At 66.2% G+C, this 23,947-nt stretch carries 23 protein-coding genes; 14 read left to right on the forward strand and 9 right to left on the reverse strand.

Annotation, left to right across the window (positions count from 1 at the left end; all coding sequences use genetic code 11):
• Positions 1-7: 7 nt before the first annotated feature.
• From OHB26_RS21645 to OHB26_RS21655, 3 genes are all read left to right on the forward strand, one after another.
• Positions 8-1,483 carry a glyceraldehyde-3-phosphate dehydrogenase gene (locus tag OHB26_RS21645; RefSeq protein ID WP_330179094.1) on the forward strand — a complete coding sequence of 492 codons (1,476 nt, stop codon included), beginning with the start codon at positions 8-10 and terminating at the stop codon, positions 1,481-1,483.
• Positions 1,484-1,504: 21 nt separating this feature from the next.
• A complete protein-coding gene (locus tag OHB26_RS21650; RefSeq protein WP_330179095.1) occupies positions 1,505-1,837 on the forward strand; it encodes a winged helix-turn-helix transcriptional regulator in 333 nt (110 codons plus the stop codon).
• Between the two features lie 173 nt (positions 1,838-2,010).
• Entirely contained in the window at positions 2,011-3,414 is a 1,404-nt protein-coding gene (locus OHB26_RS21655) for a serine/threonine-protein kinase (RefSeq protein WP_330179096.1), read from the forward strand.
• 12 nt (positions 3,415-3,426) lie between these two features.
• Here OHB26_RS21655 and OHB26_RS21660 read toward each other — a convergent pair whose 3' ends face one another.
• A complete protein-coding gene (locus OHB26_RS21660) occupies positions 3,427-3,858 on the reverse strand; it encodes a DUF4189 domain-containing protein (RefSeq protein ID WP_330179097.1) in 432 nt (143 codons plus the stop codon).
• A 23-nt stretch (positions 3,859-3,881) separates the two neighbouring features.
• Complete coding sequence (locus tag OHB26_RS21665; protein ID WP_330179098.1) at positions 3,882-4,340, reverse strand: DUF4189 domain-containing protein; 459 nt, start codon at positions 4,338-4,340, stop codon at positions 3,882-3,884.
• Positions 4,341-4,524: 184 nt separating this feature from the next.
• On the opposite strand from OHB26_RS21665, the gene OHB26_RS21670 reads away from it, so the two are divergent.
• Positions 4,525-5,823, forward strand: a complete 1,299-nt coding sequence (locus OHB26_RS21670; protein WP_330179099.1) for a cytochrome P450 — start codon at positions 4,525-4,527, stop codon at positions 5,821-5,823.
• Positions 5,824-5,887: 64 nt separating this feature from the next.
• Here the strand turns inward: OHB26_RS21670 and OHB26_RS21675 are convergent, their stop codons facing one another.
• The 5 genes from OHB26_RS21675 to OHB26_RS21695 all read right to left on the reverse strand — a co-directional run bounded on the left by OHB26_RS21675 (position 5,888) and on the right by OHB26_RS21695 (position 10,952).
• The gene (locus OHB26_RS21675; protein WP_330179100.1) at positions 5,888-6,793 is read right to left on the reverse strand and encodes a cutinase family protein; all 906 of its coding nucleotides are present in this window, start codon (positions 6,791-6,793) and stop codon (positions 5,888-5,890) included.
• 356 nt (positions 6,794-7,149) lie between these two features.
• Positions 7,150-8,157: an alpha/beta hydrolase gene (locus OHB26_RS21680; protein ID WP_330179101.1), complete on the reverse strand. Its 1,008-nt coding sequence runs from the start codon at positions 8,155-8,157 to the stop codon at positions 7,150-7,152.
• A gap of 97 nt (positions 8,158-8,254) precedes the next feature.
• The gene (locus tag OHB26_RS21685) at positions 8,255-8,959 is read right to left on the reverse strand and encodes a hypothetical protein (RefSeq protein ID WP_330179102.1); all 705 of its coding nucleotides are present in this window, start codon (positions 8,957-8,959) and stop codon (positions 8,255-8,257) included.
• A 699-nt stretch (positions 8,960-9,658) separates the two neighbouring features.
• Positions 9,659-10,390 (reverse strand): DUF7873 family protein, encoded by a 732-nt coding sequence (locus OHB26_RS21690; RefSeq protein WP_330179103.1) that lies wholly within the window; start codon positions 10,388-10,390, stop codon positions 9,659-9,661.
• Between the two features lie 19 nt (positions 10,391-10,409).
• Positions 10,410-10,952 (reverse strand): gluconokinase, encoded by a 543-nt coding sequence (locus OHB26_RS21695; protein WP_330179104.1) that lies wholly within the window; start codon positions 10,950-10,952, stop codon positions 10,410-10,412.
• A 71-nt stretch (positions 10,953-11,023) separates the two neighbouring features.
• Between OHB26_RS21695 and OHB26_RS21700 the strand changes: the two genes are divergently transcribed.
• Entirely contained in the window at positions 11,024-11,836 is an 813-nt protein-coding gene (locus OHB26_RS21700) for a hypothetical protein (protein ID WP_330179105.1), read from the forward strand.
• Between the two features lie 11 nt (positions 11,837-11,847).
• Here the strand turns inward: OHB26_RS21700 and OHB26_RS21705 are convergent, their stop codons facing one another.
• A complete protein-coding gene (locus OHB26_RS21705) occupies positions 11,848-12,645 on the reverse strand; it encodes a HugZ family pyridoxamine 5'-phosphate oxidase (RefSeq protein ID WP_330179106.1) in 798 nt (265 codons plus the stop codon).
• Positions 12,646-12,782: 137 nt separating this feature from the next.
• Between OHB26_RS21705 and OHB26_RS21710 the strand changes: the two genes are divergently transcribed.
• The 4 genes from OHB26_RS21710 to gndA all read left to right on the forward strand — a co-directional run bounded on the left by OHB26_RS21710 (position 12,783) and on the right by gndA (position 17,904).
• Positions 12,783-14,279: an alpha/beta fold hydrolase gene (locus tag OHB26_RS21710; RefSeq protein WP_330179107.1), complete on the forward strand. Its 1,497-nt coding sequence runs from the start codon at positions 12,783-12,785 to the stop codon at positions 14,277-14,279.
• A 46-nt stretch (positions 14,280-14,325) separates the two neighbouring features.
• Positions 14,326-15,006: a response regulator transcription factor gene (locus OHB26_RS21715; RefSeq protein WP_330179108.1), complete on the forward strand. Its 681-nt coding sequence runs from the start codon at positions 14,326-14,328 to the stop codon at positions 15,004-15,006.
• Complete coding sequence (locus OHB26_RS21720; protein ID WP_330179109.1) at positions 15,003-16,364, forward strand: HAMP domain-containing sensor histidine kinase; 1,362 nt, start codon at positions 15,003-15,005, stop codon at positions 16,362-16,364. The genes OHB26_RS21715 and OHB26_RS21720 overlap by 4 nt, the downstream gene beginning before the upstream one ends.
• A gap of 97 nt (positions 16,365-16,461) precedes the next feature.
• Positions 16,462-17,904, forward strand: coding sequence for an NADP-dependent phosphogluconate dehydrogenase (gndA, locus tag OHB26_RS21725; RefSeq protein WP_330179110.1), 1,443 nt, complete (start codon positions 16,462-16,464; stop codon positions 17,902-17,904).
• A gap of 208 nt (positions 17,905-18,112) precedes the next feature.
• Here the strand turns inward: gndA and OHB26_RS21730 are convergent, their stop codons facing one another.
• Positions 18,113-18,541, reverse strand: a complete 429-nt coding sequence (locus tag OHB26_RS21730) for a DUF4189 domain-containing protein (protein ID WP_330179111.1) — start codon at positions 18,539-18,541, stop codon at positions 18,113-18,115.
• A gap of 171 nt (positions 18,542-18,712) precedes the next feature.
• Here OHB26_RS21730 and OHB26_RS21735 point away from each other — a divergent pair, with 171 nt between their 5' ends.
• The 5 genes from OHB26_RS21735 (at position 18,713) to OHB26_RS21755 (ending at position 23,935) form a co-directional block, all read left to right on the forward strand.
• Positions 18,713-19,705, forward strand: a complete 993-nt coding sequence (locus tag OHB26_RS21735; protein WP_330179112.1) for an alpha/beta hydrolase — start codon at positions 18,713-18,715, stop codon at positions 19,703-19,705.
• A 1-nt stretch (position 19,706) separates the two neighbouring features.
• Positions 19,707-20,594 (forward strand): SDR family NAD(P)-dependent oxidoreductase, encoded by an 888-nt coding sequence (locus OHB26_RS21740; RefSeq protein ID WP_330179113.1) that lies wholly within the window; start codon positions 19,707-19,709, stop codon positions 20,592-20,594.
• A 1-nt stretch (position 20,595) separates the two neighbouring features.
• Positions 20,596-21,516, forward strand: a complete 921-nt coding sequence (locus tag OHB26_RS21745) for a ferritin-like domain-containing protein (RefSeq protein WP_330179114.1) — start codon at positions 20,596-20,598, stop codon at positions 21,514-21,516.
• Entirely contained in the window at positions 21,513-23,036 is a 1,524-nt protein-coding gene (locus OHB26_RS21750) for a flavin-containing monooxygenase (protein WP_330179115.1), read from the forward strand. Before OHB26_RS21745 ends, OHB26_RS21750 begins: the two co-directional genes overlap by 4 nt.
• Before the next feature lie 122 nt (positions 23,037-23,158).
• Positions 23,159-23,935, forward strand: a complete 777-nt coding sequence (locus OHB26_RS21755) for a MerR family transcriptional regulator (RefSeq protein ID WP_330179116.1) — start codon at positions 23,159-23,161, stop codon at positions 23,933-23,935.
• The last annotated feature ends 12 nt before the right edge of the window (positions 23,936-23,947 follow it).

The raw sequence follows: 23,947 nt of genomic DNA on the forward strand, positions 1-23,947 counted from the left end.
ACTTGTGTTGACTACCGACTCTCTTGACCGCTGGAATGCCCACGAGGCATCCGCGGAGGCGATGATTCCGATCATCGGAAGGCTGTACCGCGAGAAGGGGGTCACCATCCTCCTGCACAGCCGCTCGCTGGTGAACAAATCGGTGATCAGCATTCTGCGCACGCACCGCTTCGCCCGCCAGATCGAGGGCGAGGAGCTGTCCATCGAGGAGACGCTGCCCTTCCTCGAGGCGCTCACGCAACTGGATCTGGGGCCGTCCAAGGTTGATCTGGGTCGCCTGGTCATGGCGTATCGCGTTGATACGCGCGGACTTTCGATTCCCGAGTTCACCGCCGCCGTGCTGGCCGATATCACCGGCGACAACAAGGCCGAGCCGCAGGGGCCGCGCGATGTGGTGCTCTACGGTTTCGGCCGGATCGGCCGGCTGGTCACTCGGTTGCTGATCGAGAAGACCGGTTCGGGCAATGGCCTGAATCTGCGGGCCGTGGTGGTGCGCAAGGGCGGTGAAGACGATCTGACCAAGCGGGCGTCGCTGCTGCGCCGGGATTCGGTGCACGGTCAGTTCAACGGCACCATCAAGGTCGATGTCGAGAATGACACGATCATCGCCAATGGCAATGTCATCAAGTTCATCTACAGCAATGATCCGACGACGATCGACTACACCGAGTTCGGGATCGACAATGCCATTCTGATCGACAACACCGGCAAATGGCGTGACCGCCAAGGGCTTTCGCAGCATCTGCGGCCCGGTATCGCGAAGGTGCTGCTCACCGCGCCGGGTAAGGGTGATGTGCCGAATATCGTGCACGGCGTGAATCACCTGTCGCTCGAGCTGTCCGAGCAGATCGTCTCCTGCGCCTCGTGCACGACCAATGCCATTGTGCCGCCGTTGAAGGCGATGGATGACGAGTACGGCATCACCCGCGGTCACGTGGAGACGGTGCACTCGTTCACCAATGATCAGAACCTGCTGGACAACTACCATCCGGCTGATCGCCGCGGCCGGTCCGCGCCGTTCAACCTGGTGCTCACCGAAACCGGCGCAGCCTCCGCGGTCGCGAAGGCCATGCCGGACTTCAAGGCCAAGATCACCGGAAACTCGATTCGCGTTCCCACGCCGGATGTTTCGGTCGCGATCCTGAATCTGCAGCTGAAGCGTGAGGTCACCAAGGCCGAGGTGCTGGACTACCTCCGGCAGATGTCGCTGTCGGGCCCGTTGAGCCGCAATCTCGACTACACCGCAGCCACCGATGTGGTCTCCAGCGATTTCATCGGTTCGCGCGCGGCCTCGATCGTCGACGCCAATGCCACCATCGTCGACGGCGACACCGCGATCCTGTATCTCTGGTACGACAACGAATTCGGCTACTCCTGCCAGGTGGTGCGCACCGTGCAGTACATCTCCGGTATCGAGTACCCGACCTACCCGCACCTGGGCGCACAGGACGCCGCCGAGGCGCTCGCCCCGGTCGCCGGATAGGTCCTGTTCGACGGAGGAGTTATGGCACTGGTCATTCCGGATGTGCTCACGGAGTCGTGTGCCACCCGGCAGGCGCTGGAGCGGCTGGCCGCCAAATGGCGGATCCTGCTGATCTACGCGCTGCTCGATGGTCCGCATCGCCCCGCGGACCTGCGCCGCCGGCTACCGGACATCACGCAGAAGGTGCTCACCGAGACCCTGCGCGGGATGATCGACGACGGTCTGGTGGAGCGGCATGTGTACAAGCAGACCGCTCCCCAGCATGTCGAATATCAGCTGACCGAACTCGGCAAATCCCTCCAGCAGCCGCTGGCCGCCATCTGCGAATGGGCGGTCGCGTCCGCGCCGGACTGACACTGCTCGGCCGTACTCCGGGCCGCAGGATCCGCCTCGGTGCGTCCGCGACCGGTCGGTGGCCGCCGGCGGTCGCGGAAATCGCCGATCGGCGCTGACCCACGGTGCGCTACATTCTCTCGGGGTCACAGCATGATTCGGGTGCTGGATCCGTTTGCGCCGGGGAGGGTTTCGTGGGATTGCGGCCGGGGGAGGATTTCGCGGGGTTCGCCATCGAGCGGCTGCTCGGGTCGGGCGGGATGGGGGCGGTATATCTGGCGAAGCATCCGCGGTTGCGGCGGCGGGTGGCGTTGAAGGTGCTCGCCGATACGTTCACCTCGGATCCCAAGACGCGCAATGCCTTCGATCGGGAGGCGACGCTCGCGGCCGGGTTGGAGCATCCGAATATCGTTGCGGTGTATGACCGGAGTGCCGTTGATGATGCGGCGCTGTGGCTGGCTATGCGGTATATCGACGGCGGGGATGCGGCTGGGCTGTTGGGGAAGTCTCCGCAGGGGCTCGAGCCGGTGCGGGCGGTGCGGTTGGTCGCCGATGCTGCGCACGCACTGGATTACGCGCATGGGCGGGGTGTGCTGCATCGGGATGTGAAGCCCGCCAATCTGTTGATCGAGAATGATCGGCGGGCGGGGGAGCGGGCGGTGCTCACCGATTTCGGGATCGCGCGCACCTTGGATGACACGGTCACGCTCTCCGGGATCGCCGCCACCTTCGCCTATGCCGCGCCGGAGCGGTTCGGGGAGGCGGTCGCCGATCATCGGGCCGATATCTATTCGCTGGGCTGCACGCTGTTTCAACTGTTGACGGGGCAGCCGCCGTTCGTGCGCCGGGATCAGGCCGCGGTGATCGGTGCGCATCTGGCCGCACCACCGCCCTCGCCACGCGAGTTGCGGGCCGAGCTGCCCGCCGAATTGGATGCGGTGATCGCCACCGCGCTGGCCAAGTCGCCGGGGGACCGGTACCCGACGTGTACCGCGCTCGCCGAGGCGGCGGCGCGAGCGCTCCCGGCGGCCGCTGTCACGGCGCGTCTGGAAAAGCCACGGCCGGTGGAGATTTCGAGACGGGTGGAGCCCGAGGGAGTGTCGGCGGTCGATGCGGCGATGCCGCCCGCACCGCCGCTGCCGCGGCTGGAGTCCGGGCCGGCGCGCCCGGCTGTCTCTGTGCCGGGGCGCGAGTCCGATCCCGCCCCCGTGGTCGCCCCTCTGCCGTGGCGCGGGAACTCGACCGGTCGCCGCCGGGTCGCCGTGGTGGCAGGTCTGCTCGTGACCGGTGCGAGCGTGGCGGTCGGCGGGACACTCGCGCTGCGCGGCGGCGCGGAATCGCCTGCCTCGACACCCGGCCTGACCACCTCCGCCGTTGTGTCACAGCAGGTTACGCCGACCACCGCGCCGATTCCGGTCAACCAGCAGCCGACCACCACGCCGCCACCGGTCGAGACCCCGGCACCGGATATCGCAGAGCCGCCCGCCGAACAACCGCAGTACTCGGCCCCCGTCACCCGGGCGCAGAGTCCCGCCGCCCAGATTCCGGTGGCTCCGCCGGTGGTTCCGCAGACGCGGGCGCATCAGTTCGGCGAATGAAACAGCCTGTGCTCAACCGGCGTTGGAGGTGCAGATGGTGTCCAGCACGACGCCGGGCTCCAGCACTCCGCCGAGCATCGGCATCGGCTGGGTGGTGTCCACGCCGAACTTCTTGCGCGCGTCGGCCTCCGCGGCGGCGGGGGTGGGACCGTTCCCGGACATGTACCAGGGTGACGAGCCGAACAGCGTTTTGGCGTCGCGCTCGACCACGACACCGCACTCATTGTGAATTCGCGTCGCGATCGAGCAGGTGCCGGTCGCGTTCTGGTTCCGGCACGTCTCCAGGGCGGCCTGGTCCGCGGCGTACTGGGTCGGGTAGTCGAAGGCCTCGCCGACGCGGAATCCGCCGACGGCGATCGCGCCGTACAGATCACCGGCCGCGTGCGCGGTGCCGATGCCGAGCATTCCGCTGGCCGAAATCAGGGTGACGGCAGTGTATTTCATGATCCGAGACATGGGCTGGGTCCTCATCGGGCGTTCGCGGTGCAGGCGGTGTCCTTGATGAACGGGCTGGTGCGCATCGAGCTGCCCCAGAAGATTCCGATCAGGGTGCCACCCAGCCAGCTCGACTGCGGCACCTGCGAGATCGCCATCTGTTCGGCGTCGGCGGCAGTGGCGCCCGTGCCGTAGTAGTAGATCGGCTGATTGCCCCATGCGCCGATCGAACCCCATTCGGCCACCGAGCCGCAGTCGTTCTGGAGCCGCAATTTGATTGTGCACCAGGTCTTCCCGCCGCACATCTCGATGGCGGCATCGTCCGCGGCGGCCTGGGTCGGATAGTCGACCGCGTGGGAGACCGTATTGATCCCCGCGGCGAATGCCCCGTACAGATTTCCGCTCGCGTGCGCGGTGCCGCCTCCCGCGGCGACGAGCACGCCCGCGGCCGGAATAACCATGGCCAGCGCGGACTTTCCCAACAGTGTCATGCAATCAACCCCCGAGAGGAACAGCGATACCGGGGCATCATCGCGGCAATCGGGCCGACTGTCCAGCCTGATTCACCGGCCGGTTGCGTGTTGTGTCGTGAATGGTCCCCCATGTTTCTGGGACCTTCTGCCGTGCAACAGCTTTCCGTACCTTGGTAGGTCATCCGATGATGAGGAGAGTGTGATGATCGGTGCGCGGTACTGGGTGCGGTGGCTGGTAGAGCAGGGTGCGCCGAGGTATGGGATCAGGTTGCAGACGCTGCGCGATGATCCGCTCGCGGAGTTGATGGGGAGTGTTGCGGGGCTGCGGGATCCATTCCCGCCGATCGAGAAATTGCGGGCGCGCGGGCGCTTGGTATCGAGTCCGATCGCCTGGGGGACAGCGGATTACGAGATCTGCCGGTCGATTCTGCGGGATGGCAATTGGGGCGTGTACGGGATCACCGGGTTCGAGCGCACAGGGGTGGTGCGCAAGATCGCCGACAGCGCGCCGATTCCGCCCAATCCGGTGGAGAAGCCATCCATGCTGCTCAGCGATCCGCCCGATCACACGCGGTTACGCAAATCGGTGTCGAAGGCGTTCACGCCCAGAGCCGTTGGGCGGCTGCGGGATCGGGTGGAGTCCGTGACCGCCGAGTTGCTCGACGCGCTGCCTTCGGACGGGTCGGCGGACTTGATCCACGATTTCGCGGCGCATGTGCCGATCGCCATCATCTCCGAGATGCTCGGATTCCCGGATGAGTCCAGGGATACCTTCCTGGCCTGGGGTGATGTGGTGAGCCCGATGTTGGATATCGGGATCTCCTGGTCGCAGTGGCGTAATGCCGTGGTCTCCATGCGCGGCATGGACGGCTATCTCGACGAGCACATCGCCCGGCTGCGGGCGCAGCCGCGCGAGGACATTCTGAGCAGCCTGGTCGCCGCCGGTGATCTCACCGACGGTGAACTCAAATCGGCGGCGACGCTGCTCATGGGCGCGGGCTTCGAGACCGCGGTCAATCTCATCGGAAACGGTGTGGTGCACCTGCTTTCGAATTCCGAGCAACTGGCGGTCCTACGCGCGGAGCCGGAGCTGTGGCCCAATGCGGTGGAGGAGATGCTCCGCTTCGAGGCCCCGATTCAGGCGGCGGCGCGACTTGCCCTGTCCGATACCGAGATCGCGGGTGTGAAGTTGAAGAAGGGCAGCCTGGTGGTGATGTCACTGGGTGGTGCGAATCGGGATCCGGCGGTATTCGAGAATCCGAATGTCTTCGATGTCACCCGCTCGAATGCCAAAGACCATTTGTCGTTTTCGAGTGGTATCCACGCCTGTCTGGGTGCGAGCCTGGCGCGCATGGAGGGCATCTACGCGCTGCGCGCGCTCTTCGAACGCTTCCCGAATCTGACACTCACCGATGAGCCGACCCGGCGTCCGCTGTTCACCCTGCGCGGATACTCCAGCATGCCTGCGCATTTGGGTCAGCGCGCCCACGTCACCACCTAGGCGCCGCATGAAAAGCGGGGCCCGGCAACGGATTCGCTGCCGGGCCCCGCACGGTGCGGTCACATCAGGGCTGTGCCATATCCATCAGCCAGTTGTGCAGCCATACGGTCGCGGTCGCGCCATTGCCGTCCACCACATACCGCGGATACGACTGGTGTACACCGGAGGTGAGGAACTGCTGCACCTGCCGCGTCCACTGCTCACCGGACGGATTGTCCGGCGGCGCGGACATAATCGCCGACCAGCCCGGCAGCAATGCCTCCCCGAGGATCGACTGCATGGTCAGCGCGTAATTGCCGATTTGCAGCGGATCGGGTGCGGACAGCTGCGTCATGAATCCGGCGAATCGTCCGGCGAGATCATCGACCGGCACCGAACAATACAAGTCGCCCGCAGCGCAGAAGGTTCGCACATTCTGGCTCAGCCAGCCGAAGCCGCCGATCCGCGCCCCACCCGCGCCCGTGCCCGGGACCGGTGGCCCGACCAGCGCATCGGTGGGGGAGCGGCGCGGATCAGAGATCAACCCGACCCCGACCACGCGCTCGGGCGGAACCACGCCGTGTCCGGTGCCGATCTCGGCGGCCAGATCACCGGCGGCATCCGCGCCCTGGCTGTACCCGATCAGCGCGAATCGCGTTGCGCTGCACCGGGCCGCCATATCGGCGATCAGGGCGCGGGCATTGGCGACGCCCTCTCGTTTGGAGCGCCCGTACACCTCGCCCTCCCACGGCAGCGCGGTGGCCGCGTACCCCACATAATCGGTACGCACGTTTCCGGGTAGCCCGCGGGTAACGACAGAGAGCATTCCGGTCGGATGGGAATCATCACGGGTGGTTTCCCAGGTGCCGGGCACGGCCACCACATTCAAATCCGGGCAGCCGGGCGTGGCGCCCGCCTCCGGGGTTCCGGCGGACAGTAACCCTGCCGCTATAGCCACGGTCGACGCGGCGGCGGCACATACTGTCTTCAAAGCCTGTGTTGTTCCAAAGGACAAGGCGCATCACTCCTTGCTCGGACCGTACGTTGTTGGCAGATCTGCCCCGCATACACGGGTTGGCAACACTTCGGCATGCGCACCCGCCTCCCCGATGGTCCCGACCTACCCGAATGATTGCCGAGATGTGGTGGGCGCGCCGGGGCGAACATACCAAGAAACCGGCCAGTTCGGACGGCGCATGCTGATTGATTGCCGGTTTCTCGGCGAGGCGCCTCGCGACAGTCCGCTCCGGAAGGCGACACGCCGAGGCGCGGCACCCGAACGCGACTTCGCCCGTAGGCGTGCACACCTACGGGCGAATTGTCCAGTCCTCGAAGGGGAGTGGGGCCTCAGGAGACGCCGAGCGCCGCCGCGAACATCGGCCAGGATCGATGCAGATCCTGCTCCCAGTAATGCCAGGTATGCGATCCGGCGGCCCGATATTCGACCTGCGCGGGAATGTCGAGTTCGGCCAGTCGGTCGGCGAGGCGATGGGTACAGGAGTTGGTGGCGGCCTCGATGAGCCCGCCCAGCACCATCTGATTGGCCTTGCTCGCTACCTGCCCGACGGAGTACGGCGGCAGGATCGCCTCGGCCTCACCCGGCAGCCCGGTCGCGCTGGAGAGATAGATTGCCTTGCCGCGCAGGCGTTCCGCATTGAGGATCGCGTCGTGATCGCGCCAGTCCGGATCATCGTCGCTGCCCCACATATTCTTCGGGCTCGCGCCCGCGCGCGCCAGCACCAGGTCGATATAGGTGCGGCCGAAGGAATCGGTGGTGGAGGCGCAACCGCTGAACGATCCGACGGCGCGGTAGAGGTCGGGGGCGGTGCCGGCCATGTACAGCACCGAGGTCGCCGACATCGATACCCCCGCGATGGCATTCACGCCCGAGGTGTGCAGTTGCGCGTCGATGATCGGCGGCAGCTCACGCGTCAGGAAGGTCTCCCACATATTGCGCCCGAGCTTGGGATCGTCGCGCTGCCAATCGGTGTAGTACGAGAACGCGCCCACCGCCGGGGTCACCACGTTCACATTCTTCGCACCGAGGAACTGCACGATATCGGTCTGGTTGTACCAGCTGGCGAGGTCCTCGCCGCCGCCCGCGCCATTGAGCAGGTACAGGGTGGGCCGGGGTTCGCTGGTATCGAAGGCGGTCAGGATCTGCAGCGGGATAACGCGATCCATTGCCGCGGAGTACACATAGAAGACCTGCTGGCGTTGTCCTTCGCGATCGATGTGGTCCAGATGGGCCGCGGCTTCGGCATGGGCTGTTCCCACGGAACCGGGCAGGCCCGACATCAACGACAGGGCGAGGGCGGCGGCTGCGAAGAGCCCCGCGGATTTACGCACGAGCAAAGAACTTGGTCCTCGGAAATTATTGGCGGATACCGGAATTCCGGATGCTACCCGGACCGTGGCCGGGCGGGGCTACCGCACCGGCCACGGGAGGGGATCAGCTACCGATCAGGTTCTTCAGCACACCGCTGAGAATGTCGGTGACCGAACCGGTCGAGCTGAGCTGGCCGTCGGAGGAGCCGAGGCCGTTATCGCTCATGCTGCCCTGGACCGACTCGCCCGGGTTGGCGTTGCGCGCGGTGAAGCACGCGGTCAGGTTGGGGAAGCTGGCGCCGACGCCGACGGTGCCGGCCACGCCGATGCCACCGCTGGTGACCATCTGACCGGTCTTGACGCTGCTCGGCACCCGGTAGGTGATCTTCATGGTGACCGGGTTACCGGAGTTGACGAACCAGCCGGTGCTGGTGACCTTCCAGCCACCGCCATTCGGCTCGGGGGTCACTTCTTCTTCGGTCTGACCGCCGATGGCGTGGTACGCGGTAATGGTGGTCTTGATGGGCGCCGCGAAACCGGTCGGCGGGTAATCGGTAATGGTGTTGACGTACGGGTTACCAATGCTCGTGGTGCCCACGACAATGGTGTACGTGACCGTGGTGCCGACACCGATGGAGCCGGAGCTGGCGGTCTTGTCGTACACGTGCGTAATGCCGACCGTGCTGATGTCCTTCTTGGTGTCATGGCTCGACACCGCGCAGGTCGAGGTGTCGGCGCTCGCGACACCGGTGCCGAGCGCGACGCCCGCGCCCGCGACGATCAAAGCGGAGGCCGCGAATCCGGCGGCCAATCGTGAAGTCTGAAGCATGTTTCCTTCCAGCGGTACCGGAGATGCCGGAACCAATTCCTCATCGACGAGCGGCCCGCACCCATTAACCGGTGACAGGCCGCCTGGCAGATGAGTAAACCCGATAGTTGGACGCTCGTCCAGGGTTTCTGGAAAACTTCTGAAAATATGTCATGTCACTTCGTTCGGTATGTTAAGGACTTTCGATTAATGACATGAAAAAGGGCAGTATTCACCGAATCGCATCGTACTAGAACGTGTTCTCGTTTTGGGTCGTTTCGGGCAAACTCGCAGTTCGGTGAGGGTGGGCGAGCGGCCGCGGGCTCGGTCCGGGCATGGGGAAGCCCCGGGGACTAGCCTGCCCCGGGGCCTCGGTGTCCACCCATTTGCAACACACCGACACGTTTAAGAACGAACTCAGATTGAAGACGTAGCGCTCTGCGATTGAGCTACGGCCCATTGGTGGCTGAGCCGGTGGGAGTTGAACCCACAACCTCTACGTTGAAAGTCCGTTCTCTCGATTCGGTGTTGGGCGGCGAATGCTGAAACTGGAGCGATAACGTGAGTTTGACGGCGCGGTGCCTCTGCCGATTGGGCTATCCCGCCGCGAGTGGCGGGAGGAGGATTCGAACCTCCACTGTGCCGCTGTGCCGATCACATTGAACTTCTGATTCAGCTTGCGCTCATGCGCGACAACGACATTAGCCGGTGCCGCGCCGGTCAGCCAAACAGATATCCGAAGATCTCCTCACCCGGCTTGCGCTGGGTGATCTCGGCGTTGTTGGCCTCCTCGCGCGCGAACTTCACTGCCTGCTGCAGCTTTTCGACGCGATCGGCGAGATCGTTGACCCGCTTGGCGGGCAGCGCGCCGGAGAACTTGGTGGTGCGCCAGTATCCGACCACCACATCCTCGTGATACACCTCGACCTGCGCCGGATGCTTCTCCGTCGCTTCGGCTTTCACGTGATTGCGCGGAATCTTCTTGGTGCGCACCGTCTGTACCGGTTCGGTGGCGTAGCAGTCCGCCGAGGCGTCGTACTCCCACGATTCGGCGGCATCGAGCACCGGCAGCTTGCGCACGAAGGTGTGCAGATCCACCAGCTGCTTCTCCAGGAACAGCAGATAGGTGACCGGTGCGTCCTTCACCAGCGTCCGGCCGTCCACCACCACATCGGCGGTCGCCGCGCAGTTCGCCCAATCCTTGGTCGCGACGACATCGAACAGTTTGGTCAGAATCTCGGCCGTGGTCCGGAGCACTTCCTCCGACTTCACCTGCACCCGAGTCGATTCGGGCGGCAACTGCTCACCCTCTTCGTCCTTGGGGCGATAGGTCCGCGAAATCCCGCTCAGCAGCGGGTTCTTGGCCAGCAGGTGATGGGCCTCGGTGAGCTCGGAAAAAGTGCGGGACTTGATCCCCTTCTCCACGGCGACAATCTGATTCAAACGCGTCATTCGGGCACTGTATCGACGATCACCCGGCCCCGCCCGTCCTTTTCCGGACCGCCGCGAGCGCGGTGACGGCGACTTCGGCTGGGGGAGGGCCGATTTCGACGGTGATGATGTGTTCGTCCGGGGTCGGGGGCTCCAGCGTATCGAGTTGGGAGTCCAGCAGTCCCGGTGGCATGAAGTGATCCTTGCGGGCGGTGACGCGGGCTCGCAGTTGCTCGCGGGTGCCGTGCAGCAGCAGGAAGGTGATATCGCCCGGGTGGCCGATCGCGGCGCGGCGCAAGGTGTCCCGGTAGGAGTGCTTGAGAGCCGAGCAGGTGACCAGGCCCGAGCGGCCGGTGGCGAGATGATCCGCCATCCAGGCGGCGATGGCCTCCAGCCAGGGTTGGCGGTCGGCGTCGGCGAGGGGGTGTCCGGCCGCCATCTTGGCGACATTGGCGGCGGGGTGCAGATCGTCGCCCTCGAGCAGATCCCAGCCGAGGGTCTCGGCGAGCATGGCAGCCACCGTCGACTTCCCGGATCCGGAGACGCCCATGACTACGACGATGTGCGGGTCACCAACCGACATGAAACCTCCTGGACGTGTCATCTTTCGAGGTCGACCCTACTTGCGGGCGGTTCATCGCTAGCATTGTGCTGGTGATCACACGCGTGGGGTATGGGGCGTTCGGGTTGGTGGCGATGGCCGTGTGCGCGCTGGTGAGCGGCTGCGGTCCGGCGACCGATGACCATGCGGGGCATTCGTCGTCCGCGTCGGCGTCGGTGACATCGGAGGCGCCGCAGTCGAGTTCATCGGCGGCGGTCACCACGACCGGCGGAGCGGCCGGGACGAGTGGGCCCGGGGCGAGTGTCACGGTGGGGGAGGTGCCCGGAAATCCGAATGCCGCCAAGGCGGTTCAGCCCTGGGTACGGGACCTGGTCGGCGGTGATATCGAACAGCTGGTGCGCAAATGCTGGACCATCGAGCCGCAGCATGTACGGAGCATGTACGCCGATAAGGACGGGATTCTCGCGGCGGTCGCGCAGCCCGGAATCGACGGCCAGTTCGCGGTGATCTGGAAGGGGCCGGTGCAGACGGTCAGCGTGAAGCGCAGCGAGATCGCCTCCGGCTACGCCTGTCCGCGTGTGGCTCCGGCCGGTGCCACCAGCACCTTCAATGAAGCCGATGCGCGATACACGGTGCAGCGGTACCTGTCCCGGTGGACCGGCAATCCGGTCGACAAGGACGATGTCGAGGGTAGGTACCCGCTCGTCTGTGCCGGATCGGTGCTGGCGAACAATCCCGGAAGGCTCACCGGGACAACCGCGTTCGGTCAGCTCACCTCGAAGGGGTCCGGCATCTCCGATGTGGATGTGTCGGTGCCGGTGACGAATTCGTCGGGTGCCACGCAGCCGATGGTCTTCAAGACGACCATCGGCCCCGAGGGCTACTGCATCAACGACATCAACTGAGTGGCGCGGCTTCAGGCTTCCCGTGACACCCGGGTCAATTCGACTGTCGCCGAGCGCAGTTCACCGATCGAGTCGATGGGCGCGAGATAACCGACGCGAGTCACGGCGATACCGCGCGGGGTGGTGACGCGCAGGTCCAGGCCGTAGCGGTCGGCACGCTCGCAGACCGCGGCGGTGGCATCGGGATAGCCGCCGCGCGCCTTGGCCATATCCAGCAGCGCGTCCGCGTGGTCGTCATTGAGGTGCGTGATGGCGCGACCGGCAACCGAGACAATCGGATCGGGGCTCGCGGCCAGGTAGTCGGTATCGGTGGCGGAGTCCATGCGACCGTAGCCGCCGACCCAGCGCACCCGCTCCACGCGCAGCACCCATACGGTGAAATCGCTGAAATCGATGTAGTACTTGGCCGAGGGCACCGCCGCCAGATGCGCCTCGCGCGCGGCGGCCGCCTCCTCACCCCGCGGTTGTTCGACTCGGCCCGCCAGCGTCACCCGGGTTCCGGCCAGCGGATCCGACGGCAGATCGGGGGTGACGATCGAGAGGCTGGCGCGGGGATCACCGGCGAGATTGCGCCCGTGCTCGGCCAGCCGCGAAACGCACAGCACCGGTTGACCATCGAGCAGCCCGTAGGTGACGAAGGACGCCCACGGCGCGCCATCGGCGGTCAGCGAGGCCAGTGTCGCGGTATTGGTCGCCGCCACAACACTTCTGGCCTCCTCCGCCGGAGTCGGCCGCTGCGCGTTCACGACCTCGGTCAGTGGCTGCGGGGTCGAGGGGGCATCACCGGGATCACCGTGGTCGAGAGGCACACGCCCAGGCTACGCGCCGCCGTCGCGGATTCTTACCCGGCTTTGACGTTCGTTTGAAAAGGCTTTGCGGATCGGCCGACACGATTGCCGCAGTTGCCCGGAAACACCGGGCGGAAATGTCGGAGGGAGTGCCCGATATGCGCGTCGGAGTGCGATCGATACTGGGGTTCGGTCTGGCCGCGGCCGTGCTGGCCGGAGTGGTCACCGGCTGCGGCGGGTCCTCGAATGAGCGGGCGGCGACCCCGCGGTGGTGCCCGTCCGTCGAGGGCCATGCCGTGGATTGCGGTGTGATCCAGCGGCCACTGATCGAGGGCCGGGCGGAGTTGGGCACCGTCGATATCGGATACGCCCGGATCAAGCACACCACCGAGGGTGCGGCGGCGGGGACCATCCTGCCGAACCCGGGCGGGCCGGGCGTGCCGATGATCGGGCATGCCCCCGAGGCGGCGAAACTGGCCGCCGCCATGCTCGATCGGTACGACGTCCTGCTGATAGATCCTCGGGGAACCGGGGTTTCGAGCCCGATCGACTGCGGCGTCGGCGCGGACGAGTATCAACTGGGCACCCGCGAGGAACAGCGCCAGGCTGTCGCACGATGCGCGCGGCAGCTCGGTGCGAAGGCGCAGGGCTACACCTCGGCCGCGACCGTCGACGACTTCGACGCCGTGCGTGCGCATCTGGGCATCGACAAGGTGATCCCGTACGGCATCTCCTACGGGACCTACCTGATGCCGATCTACGCGCAGCGGCATCCCGAGCGAGTGCAGTCGATGGTGCTGACGGGCGCGTACCCGCACGACACCGATCAGCTACAGCGGCCCAACGCGCAGGCGGTTTCCCTTGCCCTGCAACGTATTTGCGAACGCAGCCAAGTTTGTGACGGCAATACCGCCGTCAATGATCTGAGTGCCGTCGCCACCCGGCTGCGGGACAAGCCGCTGACCGTTCAGGGCAAGGGCCAGCTCCTGCTCACCGAATCCAAGCTCGCCAGTTTGGTTTTCGAGGCGGCGACCAGCAATGTCGGCGCGGACCCGCGGGCCATGACCCCGCTCGGCATGCTCCCGGCGGCCCTGCACGCGGCCGTCCGCGGCGATGACACCCGGCTGATCGAATTCACCCGCCTCACCACCGACGAACCGGCGTACGAGAACATCGGCCTCTATATCACCGTGGTCTGCAACGACTATGCGCCGATCTGGTCGCCCGAGGCGGATCTCCCGCAGCGTGAACAGCAGTATCGCGATGCGCTCGCCCAGGCGGACGGCTTCGGTGCCTTCAGCGCGCAGGGCTTCGCCGGGGGTCAGCGCGATGGCGGTGACGCCTGCATCAACTGGTCTGCCGACAAGGATCACCAGCGCCCGGATCAGGTGCACACCCCCATGCCGGATGTTCCGGTGCTGGTGCTCTCCGGTGACCTGGATGCCATCACCCCGGATGCCAACGGCAAGCGGGTAGCCGCGAAGTTCGCGCACGCGACCTTCCTCTCGGTGCCGAACACCGGCCATGTCCCGGACCTCGAGCCCAGCGGCTGTGTGATCGGCATCATCGACCATTTCGTCCGGACCGGTATCGCCGCGGCCACCGACTGCGTCGCGGCCATCCCGCCCATTGCCGTGGCCCCGGTCACGAACTGACAGGCCGGAATCGATGACCGCATCCACCACCCAGCAGACTGATCCGATGACTTCAGCGACAGTGCTCGTCGTCGAGGACGATCCGAATGTGCGCAGCACCCTGGAGCAGCTTTTGCGCTTCGAGGGCTACCGGGTGCTGCTCGCCGAGGATGGGCAGGCAGCCCTGGACACCCTCGTCGCCGATCGCCCGGATATGGCGGTGGTGGATGTGGTCATGCCGCGACTGGACGGACTCTCGCTGTGCCGGGCACTGCGCCGCAAGGGCGACCGGCTGCCGATTCTGGTGCTCACCGCCCGGCATCAGGTCGGCGATCGGGTCGCGGGCCTGGACGCCGGAGCCGACGACTATCTGGCCAAGCCATTCGATACCGAGGAGCTGCTGGCCCGGCTGCGCGCGCTGCTGCGGCGCAGCGCGCCCGATGAGCCCGCCGTACTGACCGCCGCCGATCTGACCCTGGATCCGGCGACCCGCGAAGTACACCGTGGCGCAAGGCTTCTCGACCTCACCCGCACCGAATTCGATGTGCTGGAACTACTCCTGCGCAATCAGCGAGTGGTGCTCTCACGCGGCCAGATCTATGAGCACATCTGGGGTTTCGACTTCGATACCGAATCACGTTCGCTCGACGTCTATATCGGCTACCTGCGCCGCAAAACCGAAGAGGGCGGCGCGCCGAGGCTGATCCACACCGTCCGCAATGTCGGCTACACCATCAAAACGGCATGAAACTGCGCGCTCGACTCACCCTCGTCGCCGTCGCGGTGACCGTGGCGGCCATCGCGATCATTATCATCACCGCCTATCGCAATGTGTCTCCGCTGGTGGCGGCGCAGGTCGATCGCGGTCTCGCCGATCGCGCCGATACCGTGCTGGCGCTGCTGGACACCGGGGCCGCACTGCCGGTGCGGCCGGATACGACCGAGCAGCTACTCGACGCCGACGGCACCGTGCGACCGCTGACGCCGGGGCGAAATCCCTTGCCGGTGAACGACTCCGATCGCGAGGTCGCTCGCACGGGGCAGGGCAGCACCGAGACGAATGTCGATATCGGTGAGACCGCCTACGGGGTGCTCACCACGGCGCGCCCCGGCGGCGGTGCCGTCATGATCGGCCAGAACTACGCCGAGGTCGACCGCATAGACAATGAATTCCTGTGGCGCACAGCCGCACTCACCCTGGTCGCGGTGGCGGCCGCGGCCCTGATCAGCTGGCTCGCGATCGGCCGCATCCTGCGTCCCATGCGCAGGCTGGCCCACGCGACACAACGGATTACGACCACCCGCGACCTGTCCACCGTGCTCCCCGAGGCCGGTAACGATGAGGTCGGCGAACTCACCCGCGACTTCAACTCCATGCTCGCCGCGCTGCGCTTCTCCCGGGCGCAGCAGCAGCGCCTGGTCGAGGATGCCAGTCATGAACTGCGCACCCCGCTCACCTCCGTGCGCGGCAGTGCCGAACTCCTGCAACGCGCGCGCGGCAAACTCGGTCCCGAGGATGAAACCCAGGTGCTCGCGACCTTGGTTCAGGAAGCCAAGGCCCTCGATGCCCTCATCGCCGAACTCGTGGAACTCGCCACAGATCAGCACACCGCCGAATCGCCGGCCGAGGTCGATCTCGCCGACCTCGCACAGGAGCGTGCCGAACGCTCTCGCCGCCGCACCGGCCGCACCATCACCGTGCACCTGGAGAACCCAGCGACCCGCACCGCGCGCCCGCAGGCGCTGGCCCGCTGCATCGACAATCTGCTCGACAATGCCGCCAAGTACAGCCCGCTCGACACCGAGATCGACCTGCGCGTGCACGCCTGCCGCCTGACCGTGCGCGATCGCGGTCCCGGTATCGATCCGGCCGCCCAGCGCGCGGTCTTCGACCGCTTCTATCGTGCCGACCGCACTCGCGCCACCCCCGGATCCGGCCTGGGCCTGGCCATCGTGCACGACATCGTCACCGCGCACGGCGGCACCGTCTTCGCCGCGAATCACCCCGGCGGCGGCGCCGAAGTCGGCTTCGAGCTGCCCACATCGGATCGACCTTCATCGCTCCCGCCCGTATCCGCGCTGGGTGACGATTCGGCCGTGCGGTAGAAAAGGACAGGCGTTCCGCACGTTTCCGGGGTGCCGCCGACGAACCCCGTTCGTGCGGCCACGCAACTACATCTGTCGAATGGAGAGAGGCTGTTTCATGGCGACCTCTACAGCGCGCGCCCAGATCGGCGTCACCGGCCTGGCGGTCATGGGTAGCAATATCGCCCGCAACTTCGCACGCAACGGTTACACCGTCGCGCTGCACAACCGCAGTATCGCGAAGACCGATGCGCTGCTCGCCGAACACGGCGGCGACGGCGATTTCGTGCGCACCGAGACCGTCGAGGAGTTCGTGGCCGCGCTGGAGAAGCCGCGCCGCGTCCTGATCATGGTCAAGGCGGGCGACGCCACCGACGCCGTCATCGAGGAGCTCGCCGCGGCCATGGAGCCGGGCGACATCATTATCGACGGCGGTAACGCGCTGTACACCGACACCATTCGCCGCGAGGCCGCCATGGCCGCGCGCGGCCTGAACTTCGTCGGCGCGGGTATCTCCGGTGGTGAGGAGGGCGCGCTCAACGGTCCCGCCATCATGCCCGGCGGCCCGAAGGAATCCTACGAATCCCTCGGCCCGATGCTGGAATCCATTGCGGCGCAGGTCGACGGCGTGCCCTGCTGCACGCATATCGGACCCGACGGCTCCGGCCACTTCGTGAAGATGGTGCACAACGGTATCGAGTACGCCGATATGCAGCTCATCGGCGAGGCGTACAACCTGTTCCGTGACGCTCTGGGCTTCGATGCCAAGCAGATCGCGGATGTGTTCACCGACTGGAACTCCGGTGAGCTGGAGTCCTACCTGGTGGAGATCACCGCCGAAGTGCTCAACCAGGTCGACGCCAAGACCGGCAAGCCCCTGGTGGACGTGATCGTCGATGCCGCCGAGCAGAAGGGCACCGGCCGCTGGACGGTCAAGTCCGCGCTCGATCTCGGTGTGCCGGTCACCGGTATCGCCGAGGCCGTCTTCGCGCGCGCCCTCTCCGGTTCGCGGGCCCAGCGCAAGGCCGCGCAGGGCCTGGCCTCGGGTCAGCTCACCGAGAAGCCCACGGACGTAGCCGAATTCACCGAGGCGATCCGGCAGGCGCTGTACGCCTCCAAGATCGTCGCGTACGCGCAGGGCTTCGATCAGATCGAAGCCGGTAGCGCCGAATACGATTGGGATCTGCACCCCGGCGATCTGGCCACCATCTGGCGCGGCGGTTGCATCATCCGGGCGCGGTTCCTGAACCGCATCAAGGAGGCGTACGACGCCGACCCGAATCTGCCCAGCCTGATCCTGGCCCCGTACTTCCGCGAGGCCATCGAGACCGCCATCGACAGCTGGCGGCGGGTGGTCGCCACCGCGACCCTGCTCGGAATCCCGGTGCCCGCCTTCGCATCCTCGCTGTCGTACTACGACGCGCTGCGCGCCGAGCGCCTCCCGGCGGCGCTGACCCAGGGGCAGCGTGACTTCTTCGGCGCGCACACCTATGAGCGCATCGACGGTCCCGGCAAGTTCCATACCCTGTGGAGCGGCGACCGCAGCGAAGTCGAGGCGTAACAACACCTTTCGACCCGAACGGGCGGGGACCGTGCCACAGCGCACAGTCCCCGCCCGTTGGTCTTCGTCACCCGGCGCGATGCCTCCGTCATCCCGGCGTGCTTTTGGCCGGGATCCACACCTGTTGGAGCACAACGGATGTGGATCCCGGCCAAGAAGCGCGCCGGGATGACGGGGTATGAGTTCGCGCCGGGTGGCGTGGTGGGCTTCAGCCGCCGTTGGTGGTGCACTGGGTCGAGACGATGACCGCGGGCGTCGGCGAGGAGCTCAGCGTCGGCACGCTCGGTCCGAAGGCCGCGATGGCGGCCCGTTCGGCGTCCGCGCGGGTGCGTCCGGCCCCGCCCTTCACCGTGCCGTCCCGGAAGGCGATGGAGCCGCAGCCGTCCGCGAATCGGGCCACGATGGTGCAGCGACCCGACACGCAGCGGCTCAGCGCCGCGGCGTCGGCATCCGCCCAGCCCGGGAAGTCGGTGGCCCAGATGCTGTGCACCTTGCCGTCGATGACCTCCGCGGCCATCGAGCCGTAGTACCGGCCGTCCGAACCGGGTTCGGCGTGCGCGACCCCCGCGCCCAGCGTGACCAGCGCGAGCGCGGTCGATCCGAGCGTGCCGAGAACGGCATTGCGCGACAGTGACATTGGAATATCTCCCACTTCTCAACTTCGTATCCGGGCCCGAGATCGGCCCGCCCCGAGATCATCGGTGGCGGCACCGACAAGTCCAATTCCGGATGACGGTGACGACTCGGATCTGACTCAGTTTCGAATGTGCCATTGACAGATGGCGCATTGGTGGATGATTCTCATGACATGACGAGAACAGGGTCAATGGCGACCTTCGGATCGGCGGTGGTACCCGTATCGGCCTCGCGACAGGCGAGGCTGGCGGCAACCGCGTCGGTGGTCGGACTGCGACGGATCAATGGGGTGCTGCCACCGAATCGGGTGGGCATCGCGGCGGGGCGAGGGCTGATCGCCGGGGTGATGGCGGCCTTCGGGCCGGTACTGCCGGGCACCCGGGTCACCCCGGTGCGCTCGGGCGCGGTGCGCGGCGAATGGGTGCGCGCGGCCGGGGTCGCCCAGGGTGACAGGGCCATCTACTACATTCACGGCAGCGGATACGTGGTGTGCTCGGCGCGCACGCATCGCGGACTGGCCTCGCGGCTGTCCAAATCCACCGGGCTGCCGGTCTTTCTGATCGACTACCGGCTCGCACCCGAACATCGATTCCCGGCGGCGGCCGACGATGTCGAGTCCGGATACCGGTGGCTGCTCGACAATGGTTATCGCGCACAGGATCTGGTCATCGGCGGAGACTCCGCGGGCGGACATCTGGCACTGGATCTGCTGCTGCAGAATCTGCGCGGCGATATCGCGCAGCCCGCCGGGGTTTTCATGTACTCGCCGGTCATGGATCTCACCCTCACCCTGGCCGAACAGCGGGATCGCGAACTGGCCGATCCCATGGCTCCCGCTCCGGTCGGACGGCGGCTGATCGAGCTCTATACCGAAGGGCAGCAGCCGGATTCACCGCGTCTGCGACTGACCATCCCCGCCGGAGCGGCGCTGCCGCCGTTGCTGGTGCAGGCCAGTGCGGGGGAGATGCTCGCGGACGATGCCCGCCACCTGCATCGGATGGCGTCCGCCGCCGGAGTCGACTGCGAACTCGAACTCTGGCCCGGCCGGATTCATGTCTTCCAGGCCCTGCCGCTGCTGGTTCCCGAAGCGGCACAGGCGCTTCGGCGCACCCGGCAGTTCATTCACACCGCGTTGGACGACGCGCGACCCGCGAAAGCGAGCTGAGATGGGAATTCTCGACGGTGTGCTGCCGGTCCTCGGACCACGTCGCACACATAATGCGAAAGCCGTGGTGACCGGTGCCGGAAGCGGGATCGGACGGGCCTTCGCACTCGAAATCGCCGCGCGCGGTGGGGAAGTGCTCTGCGCCGATATCGACAAGGATCGCGCCGATGACACCGTGAAGCTGATCCAGCGCACCCACGGTCGCACCGCGCACGCCGTGTGCTGCGATGTGTCCCGGCGCGAGGATGTGCAGAGTCTGGCCATGCACGCCGAGCTCGTCCTCGGCGGCTCGCCCACCCTGGTGATCAATAACGCCGGTGTCGGTATCGGCGGAAAACCCGTGGGTGACATCGGATTCGATGATTGGCAGTGGGCGCTGGGCATCAACCTGTGGGGTGTGGTGCACGGCTGCGAGATCTTCGCGCCACAGCTGCGCGCGGCCGGGCACGGCGGGATCATCAATGTCGCCTCGGCCGCGGGTTTCGCCGCCGCACCAGGCATGGCGGTCTACAACGTCTCCAAGGCCGGGGTCATGTCCCTGTCCGAGACCCTGGCCGCCGAGCTCTCCGGCAGTGGCGTCGCGGTGACCGTGCTCTGCCCGACCTTCGTCAAGACCAATGTGGTGCGGGACGGCCGAATCGGTTCGGCCTCTTCCCGACTCGCGGACGAACTGATGCGCCGGACCGGCTTCTCGCCCGAACGCGTGGCCCGCACCACCCTCGACGCCCATGACCACGGCCGCCTCTATGTGCTGCCGCAGCTGGACGCGCACGCGGTCTGGCTGCTCAAGCGGGGCTTTCCCGCCCTCTACGCCCATGCCCTCGGCGTGCTGAATCGCGTTCTCCCGCAGAGTGATTCCGCACCTGCCGCACTGAAGACAGGAGTCTGACATGTCCTTCGACTTCGACAATATGCTCGGCAAGATCGCGTCCAAACAGTGGGCGCTGGCCGATATCGAGTGGGACGCACCGGGAGCCGAGCTCATCGACCCGGAACTGCACGCCAAACTCAAGCCGTTCATGGCCGATCTCATGTGGATCGAGAATGTCGGGGCGCGCGGGTTCGCCGCCATGGCGCAGAAGGCGCCGACCGAGACGCTCAAGCAGATCTACCGGTACTTCCACGCCGAGGAGCAGCGGCACGCCAATGCCGAACTGGCCCTTATGCGCCGGTGGGGAATGCTCGACGGGGACGAGATTCCGGAGCCGAATATCAATGTCAAACTGGTGATCGACTTCCTGGACAAGCATGCCGACGATATGTCGCTCTCGTTCCTGGGCACCGTGATTCCCATGCTCGAGGTCGCCCTGGACGGCGCGCTGATCAAATTCATCACCGATGAGATCAGCGATCCGGTCGCGCAGGAGGTCTTCAAGCGGATCAACTCCGATGAATCCCGGCATCTGGCAACCGATTACGCGGTGATGGAGCTGCTCGGACACTCCACCGCGCGCAAGCTCGCCATCGACCTGGTGGGCGGCTGGGCCAAACCGTCGTTCATCGTCGGCGTGCTCAGCTATGTGCCGCTGTTGAACAAGATGCGCGACAATATCGTCGAAATGGGCGTGGACGAGGAGAAGCTCTACGCCGCCATGCGCCGCTTCCGCTCGGTGGGCGAGCGCGCGCCGATCGCCAATCGCGTGCCCATGTACCGGATCGTGAAGATGCACGCCAACTGGGTTATCAACCGCGACCACCCGTATCACCTGTTCGCCGACGCCATGGTCAAGGTGACCTCGCGTATTCCGGATCGCTTCCTCGGACCCCAGCCCACCTGGTCCAAGGAACTCACTTACGAGCCCGTCGCATGAGCGCCGCGGCCAAGCCACTGGACGTGGCGATCATCGGTGCGGGCTTCGCCGGAATCGGCGCGGCTATTCGATTGCGGCAGAAGGGCATTACCGACTTCGCCATCTTCGAGCGGGACAGCAGGGTGGGCGGCACCTGGCGGGACAACACCTATCCCGGTGCGGCCTGCGATATTCCGTCGCGGCTGTACTCGTACGGTTTCGCGCCCAACCCGGATTGGTCGCACACCTACTCCGGTAGCGGGGAGATCCTCGGCTATATCGAATCCATGGTGGCGGAGTTCGGGATTCGGCCCGGCATCCGCTTCGACCACACCGTCACCGGGCTGGAATTCGATGAGCTGACCGGGTTGTGGGAGCTGTCCTTCACCCGCGGCCGTCGAAAGATCAAGGCGCGCAGTGTGGTGGTGGCCTCCGGGCCGCTGTCGAATGCGAGCCTGCCGAAGATTCCGGGGATCGAAACCTATGAGGGGCACAAGATCCACAGCGCCCGCTGGGATCACGACTACGACTTCACCGGTAAGAAGGTGGCCGTGGTCGGCACCGGAGCCAGTGCGGTGCAGATCATTCCGGAGTTGGTGAAGAGCGCGGCCTCGGTGAAGGTCTTCCAGCGCACACCCGGCTGGGTGCTGCCGCGGGTGAATCGGCGCACCACCGCCAGAACGCGTCAGCTGTATCGGCAGGCCCCGATCACCCAGAAGCTGGCGCGGGACGCCTGGTTCTGGGGGCATGAATCGGTGGCGCTGGGTGTGGTGTGGAATACCCCGCTGACCCGGGTGGTCGAGCGAGTCGCACTGCTGCACTTGCGATCTCAGGTGAGTGACCCGTGGCTGCGCCGCCAGCTCACCCCCGATTTTCGGGCCGGATGCAAGCGGCTGCTGATCAGCAATGACTACTACCCGGCATTGCAGGCCGACAACTGCAAGCTGGTCACCTGGCCGATCGTGCAGCTCTCCCCGCAGGGCATTCGCACCGCCGAGGGCATCGAGCATCAATTCGACGCCATTGTGTTCGCCACCGGATTCGATATCTCCAAGGCGGGCGCGCCGATTCCGATCACCGGGCGCGACGGACGTGTGCTCGCCGACGAATGGAGCAGGGGCGCATACGCTTTCAAGAGCGTGGCGGTCGAGGGCTATCCGAATCTGTTCCTCACCTTCGGACCCAACTCCGGGCCGGGGCACAATTCGGCACTGGTCTACATGGAGGCGCAGATCGAGTATCTGACCGATGCCATCGGCCTGCTGCTCGATCGCGATCTGCGCATGCTCGAGGTGCGGCGCGATCGGCAGGACTCGTACAACGCGCGGATTCAGCAGCGGTTGCGCTCCACCACCTGGAACTCCGGTTGCAGCAGCTGGTATCTCACCGAGGACGGGTTCAACGCCACCATGTACCCCGGCTTCGGCACCCAGTTCGTGCGCCAACTCGCCCGGGTGCAGGCGCGCGACTATGTCCTCACACCCCGGGACGCGGCGGGCCGGGTGAGTGCCGACCACGGAATCTCCGTCTCGCTCGGCTAATGTCGACACGACGTGCGCAGCCCATGCCCTCGGTGCTCACCCGCACCGTGGCATGGGCGATGCCTTCCCTGCGAGGGCCGAGCGTCGACCGGCGAACGCGAGACAGGGAGGGCGAGGCCAGGATGGCGGAGTACCGCATCGACGATCTCGCCCGCGCCGCCGGAACCACCACCCGCAATGTGCGGGCGTATCAGGAGCGCGGTCTGCTCACCGCGCCCACGCGACGGGTCGGGCGCGCGCTCATCTACGACGATTCGCATCTGGCGCGGCTCAAAATCATCGACGCGCTGCTGCAACGCGGCTTCACCACCGCGCATATCGGCGACTTCATCACCAGCTGGGAGACCGGTAAGGACCTCACCGAGGTGCTCGGTCTCCAGCAGGCCGTCACCGCCACCTGGGGCAAACCCGAAGAGCCCCTGGAAGTTCCGCGCGAGTTGCTGGACACCTTCCTCGGCGGTGGCGAGGTCTCCCCGGTCACCGGCGACGAACTCGAGCGCCTCACCGAACTGGGCCTGGCGCGCGTACACGAGGAGACCGTCGAATTCACCCAGCCCGAACTGCTGGGCATCTTCGCCGACCTGCACGGCTACGGCTACAACCTCACCGGTCTCATCGACGTGTACGCCGCGGTGGTCGATCGTGTGGAGGACATCGCCCGCCGCATGGTCGTGGCGGCGAAGGATCAGATAGTCGCCGAACACGGCCCCGGCTGGCTCCCCGGCACCGACACCGAAGTGGCCGCCACCGCCAAAATGCTCAACCACCTCCGCGAACTCGGCGTCACCGCCGTGCAGAACTCCCTCGCCCAAGCCCTCGACCGAGTCCTGCAATCCGAACTGGGCGCCTACCTCGAATCCGCCGCCGAACACCACACCCCCCGCCCAACCCAGGACTGAACCGGCCCTCCT

The sequence above is a fragment of the Nocardia sp. NBC_01503 genome, from assembly GCF_036327755.1.
GTDB lineage: Bacteria > Actinomycetota > Actinomycetes > Mycobacteriales > Mycobacteriaceae > Nocardia.